Annotated in this window: 6 protein-coding genes; all 6 read right to left on the bottom strand. The window is 42.6% G+C overall.

Annotated elements, in window-relative coordinates; translation table 11 throughout:
• Positions 1–395 precede the first annotated feature (395 nt).
• Entirely contained in the window at positions 396–614 is a 219-nt protein-coding gene (locus JQM82_RS14410) for a hypothetical protein (protein ID WP_235251096.1), read from the bottom strand.
• A gap of 392 nt (positions 615–1,006) precedes the next feature.
• A complete protein-coding gene (locus JQM82_RS14405) occupies positions 1,007–1,948 on the bottom strand; it encodes a sigma-70 family RNA polymerase sigma factor (RefSeq protein ID WP_235251095.1) in 942 nt (313 codons plus the stop codon).
• Between the two features lie 74 nt (positions 1,949–2,022).
• Positions 2,023–3,414: an AAA family ATPase gene (locus JQM82_RS14400; protein ID WP_235251094.1), complete on the bottom strand. Its 1,392-nt coding sequence runs from the start codon at positions 3,412–3,414 to the stop codon at positions 2,023–2,025.
• A 14-nt stretch (positions 3,415–3,428) separates the two neighbouring features.
• Positions 3,429–4,040 carry a bifunctional DNA primase/polymerase gene (locus tag JQM82_RS14395; protein ID WP_235251093.1) on the bottom strand — a complete coding sequence of 204 codons (612 nt, stop codon included), beginning with the start codon at positions 4,038–4,040 and terminating at the stop codon, positions 3,429–3,431.
• Positions 4,030–4,386, bottom strand: a complete 357-nt coding sequence (locus JQM82_RS14390; protein WP_235251092.1) for a hypothetical protein — start codon at positions 4,384–4,386, stop codon at positions 4,030–4,032. Before JQM82_RS14390 ends, JQM82_RS14395 begins: the two co-directional genes overlap by 11 nt.
• 1 nt (position 4,387) lies before the next feature.
• Positions 4,388–4,594 carry a polyprenyl synthetase solanesyl diphosphate synthase gene (locus JQM82_RS14385; RefSeq protein ID WP_235251090.1) on the bottom strand — a complete coding sequence of 69 codons (207 nt, stop codon included), beginning with the start codon at positions 4,592–4,594 and terminating at the stop codon, positions 4,388–4,390.
• Positions 4,595–4,719 lie beyond the last annotated feature (125 nt).

The following is a 4,719-nucleotide window of genomic DNA, read 5'->3' as shown; positions in this document are numbered from 1 at the left end:
GCCTTATTAAAGTGCGCCTAAAATGTCCGGTTATCTACATTTCATTCCAGAATTCGTGCTTTGCACGAATTCATCCTTGTTTTGGTTCAGAATTGCGAACAAGCTTAGCGAGTTTCGCAATTACCTAGTAATGGTTTGTTACTACAGTATGTATAATATTCCAAAATTATCACTTTGTCAAGTTTTATTATCATTTTTATTTCACACTTTTATTAGCTTTTATTATCTCTACGTATTCTCTACACACCTTTAAATAAGCTTATATAGCCATCTATAAATTCTAAAGCTCTCAAACCCCTTATTTTCACGCACCCTATAACACTCCATAAACCGCCATAAATTATACGCTGGGCAATCTCATTTATGTATCTCTATCCTCTCTCGCTAATTTAAGATTATGGCAGCAGGCGGCTCAGTTCTTTATACACTTGCTTCGCTCGGGCTTTGTCCTTGCTTTCCAGCTCGTTAAATACTTCCAACCAGAGCTTGGCCATCTTCCGGAGCTCCCTGGTCTTTCTCCGGCTCTCTCCGCTCTTTATACCGCCTTTTCTTCCCATTTCCCGTAGTTCCTCTGGGCTTCGTTCGGTATTCGGGATTAAATTATGATCGTTCATATCTCACCGCCCTTTGTGCGACGTCGCACATTTTGATTTCTCCCCTTTTTAGGGGCATCGCAAATCTGACTATGTTAGCATTAAACAAAATATTTCTTAACAGAATAAATATACAAGGATTTACCAACCTTCTCCATATTCACGCTCGGTTATCGCTCGCTTATAACCTTCCCCTTTTTAGGGTGTCTGAAATGTCTTGATGCCTTAACATTTCTTAATACATCCGAGTATATCCGAGTAAACTTTAGCAAATGTCAGCATACTCCCAATACCTATGTGTGTAAATTGGCGCTGGCGACGTTGGTGCGCCATCGTAGCCGGGCGGGGACTCCTCCCTACCGTCAAAATGTTGAAATGCACCCTCTATTTGTCGTTTTGTAAACGCACTCCATTCACCCTCCCAGCACTTCACGCTCAACTTCACTTAGCCAAGTATTCTGAAAAGATCTCACGCCAACATGCCGGTAACTGCATGACTCTATATATTCCTCATAGTATGCCCGAAACGTTCTGCACCGCCTAGGGCTTCTCAGCGTCCTCATGGCCTTTGCTTCTATCTGCCTGACACGTTCAATGCCTACTCCCATTCTTTGGCTAGTCTCTTTCAGAGTCATGCCGTCAATATACCGATGTCTGATTACTTCTGGGAGATTATCTGGAAGCTGATCTACTGCTATCCACAGCTCACGCTTCATATTCTCTCGGTCAAGCTCACTTATAACATCCTCTTCTATGTCCTCACCAGATGCCACGGTATCGCAAACCATTATGTCATCATCTTCACCGCCCACAGGCTCGCTCAGGCTGCCTATCTGCCTCATTCTGACGTTCTGCTGTATGGCGTGGAGTTTTTCACGGTCAACACATAAAATAGCGCACAGCTCACGCTCGGACGGCTCACAGCCATAATATTTTTGATATTCTCGCACCACTTTACGATATTCCCTTATATCTTCTTTTGCATGCACAGGGATTCTCACAACGCTGCTACAGTTGTCAACATACCTCTGCATAATCTGCCGGATCCAGAACGCTGCATAATGGATAAAAGAAGAATTCTGATCAGGCTCATAATGTCTTACTGCTTCATACAACCCGAGATACCCTTCTTGCATCAGATCATCCATCTCAGCATATCCGCTATACTTTCTGGCCATCTTATATATAAAGCCTTTATTCTGCTGCCAGAGCTGCAGCATATTATCTTTCTCATTCTCTCCGGCTCTAATCAGCGCAACAAGCTGTTCGTTTAAAATATTCTCACGAGTTCGCTCGGGCTTCAACCGTGGTTTGTTTATTTTGTAAACTGCACCCTCATCCATTATCATTGACATATCAAGCCCACTCCCTTTATAATTTGATTATCTGATACTTAGGAAAGGGCTTGACCGTTTACGGCAGGCTCTTTTTATCGTGATGCAACCCTTTGTCTTATTTCTTCTTTAACTTTCCGCATCTCTTCCGGGTCTCGCTGTAGCTTATGAATGTATTCCAGCATGTCATCTGAAATATATAACGGTCTACATTCCTGAAGATTTAGCCCTATGCCGTAATGAGCCATGTCATGAAGCTCGTCAAGTGTAAAATCGCCATATACAACAACCATAGCCTGCACAACGTACCCTTTACACTCAAGTGTCTTCTTTAACATCACAGCGGCAGCAGTCTCGCTTTCTGCACCAATTACAATATGAGGCTCATTTTTATCAATTCCATTTTCCTTAAAATCTACCAATATGTTAACTTTCATTACTTTCTCCCCTTCTTTCAAAAAGTCCAGTATAAACTCTTTAGCTTCTTCTTTCTGCGGTGCCTGCTTCGTGTTATAACTTGCCTCAGATACAAAGTCCTTGTCTTTCTTTGTGGTATATCCTTTGAACTTAACAACCTCGTCTTCAATACTGTACAAGATGGTGTCGGCTGTAGGTCCATAATTGGACTTTTCATGTGATAAATACCTGACTCCCGGTTCGTTGGTCTCTCCTGCCATAATGACTGACCGGCTTATGTCCCAGATATCTGCACTATCGGCAATTCTCTTCCTACCCCAAACACCTGACTGTTTATTCGCATGTTCTATAATCAGGAAGGTTGTTCCATACTTTTCGCCATATCCTATTAGCGGTGCCAGGCAATTTCTCATGGCATTTCTATCACCCATTCTGATATCCGGAGGCACAAATGCCTGAATAGGATCAAACACACATAAAGCTGGTCGATATTTATCAAGAAGACGCTCCAGGAATGGGCCATCAAATTTGATATCCTGGAATCGTTCATCTGCGATATCTATTGATAAAATATTTTTCAGATTTGCGCCATTCCTTCTAAGACGCCTTTTTAACGTATACTCAAAAGAATCTTCTGCAGAAAAAAACATTACTTTCTCTGGATTGCATTTCGCAAAATCAAATGGTACCATTCCATCAAGTAAGAATGGCCTTCTACCATTACTGATTGCCGCCACGATTGCACACCATACCGTTGTCTTTCCGCTACCACCATCACCAGCAAGTGATGTGATCTGATATCTTGGCATATAATCCGTAATGAGCCAATCTGGACTCTTTTCCTCTGCTACCTCCATTGACACCATTTCAAGGTTATGATTTTTCTGTTGCCGGAACTTCCCTTTATCTGAGACTGCGGTATAGGGGCTTGTACCTTTCTCATATCTTTGAAGTGCAGGAAACACTTCTCTTTCCAACTTTGTATCGGAAAGCGGAGGTGTGCATTTCACTGCATTTTCCGCCCTAACTGCCGCCTTTATAGCCTCGTCTCCTGCACCTTTTGCCTGCATACTGCACACCATTTTTACCAACCATTGCGTGCGCTGCCCCTCTGGAAGCTGCTCCGGCATTTCAAATCCTTGCATATTCCATTTTCAGGTACTGGTCCCAGAAGAAACTCCGCAACTCTATTATCTACTTGCGCAATATCAATGCCATCTCCCGGTCCCTGTTCCCACTCATAGCAGATGCCGTTTGGATGCACGCTTGGCGGTGCTACGATATAGCCGCCATCTGCCCGGATATCAATCCCCTCATAAAGACTGCCTCTGCTCTTATTGGCAGCATTGTCTCTGTAGAATAAATGATAGCCACCGCGCCCCGTGATACTCTGCCATGTCTCAGGTAGTTCACCATGTTCCTGCTGCCATTCTTTCAGGAACTCATATCCGTTGATACCTCTATCTTTATCAATATCCAGATCAATCACCACCAGACCGCCTGACATGGCACCCGTGGCAATCCCTATGTTAGAATCCGGATGTTCGTCCCACCAAGCAACTATTTGTTTTTCGCTGGTTGTTGCAGCTTTAAAGCCGTTTTCTATAGCCGGTCTCTTATCTTTTGGTCGTAAAGGGAATACGGCAAATCCCATATTTGCGTACAATAATGCTGCATCCTTCAGTCTACTGCTCATATTTGCTCTCCTGCTGCCATTTCGGAGAATTAAGAGCCTTCTCCGCACTCTCTATGGCTATCAATGTATTTTCTGCCCTATTCTTCAATGATCTGTGAAATTCTGCTATCTCCATTCTATTTTCCGGAAGAAAATATCCACCAGTAGTAGATGAACATATCACTGCTCCTGCTTTCCGTTCGCTGGCTATGTACTGTTGCAGCTCTCTGGCCGAACCACATCCGGTAATGTTTACCAGATCTTCTGTAGAAATAGCATTCTCTTTGCCTACTGGCAGCAGGCTTGCTATTGTGAATCCAGAATTGCCGTTCTGATCCGCATGTTCTCGGTTATGTTTGTTTTTCATTTTATCGTACCTCCTGCGCCTGCTTGTCAAAATACCTATCAATTACAACCTTATCGTATAAACTACGCCTTCCGATTTTTCTTTCAGCTCCTATTGATCTCGCGAACTCCACTCCACGATTTCTACCAAGGCTTAGATACATGCATACCTCTTTTGCATCTAGCATCCTCTTTTCATTTACTGCTGATATGTCTTTTCTTTCTGTCATATCACTGCACCCCTTTTCATGTCTGACTTTATCATTGATTATTTTATATAAAAATGTTATCATTAAGATGCAGAAATTTCTATTCGGAAATTTAGAAACTTATTTATAAATTTATATATCTATTT

The sequence above is a fragment of the Faecalicatena contorta genome (assembly GCF_021531995.1).
Classification (GTDB): Bacteria; Bacillota; Clostridia; order Lachnospirales; family Lachnospiraceae; genus Dorea_A; species Dorea_A contorta_A.
The sequence above is the reverse complement of the archived record's forward strand: the minus strand, read 5'-3'. Positions and strand labels throughout refer to the sequence as shown.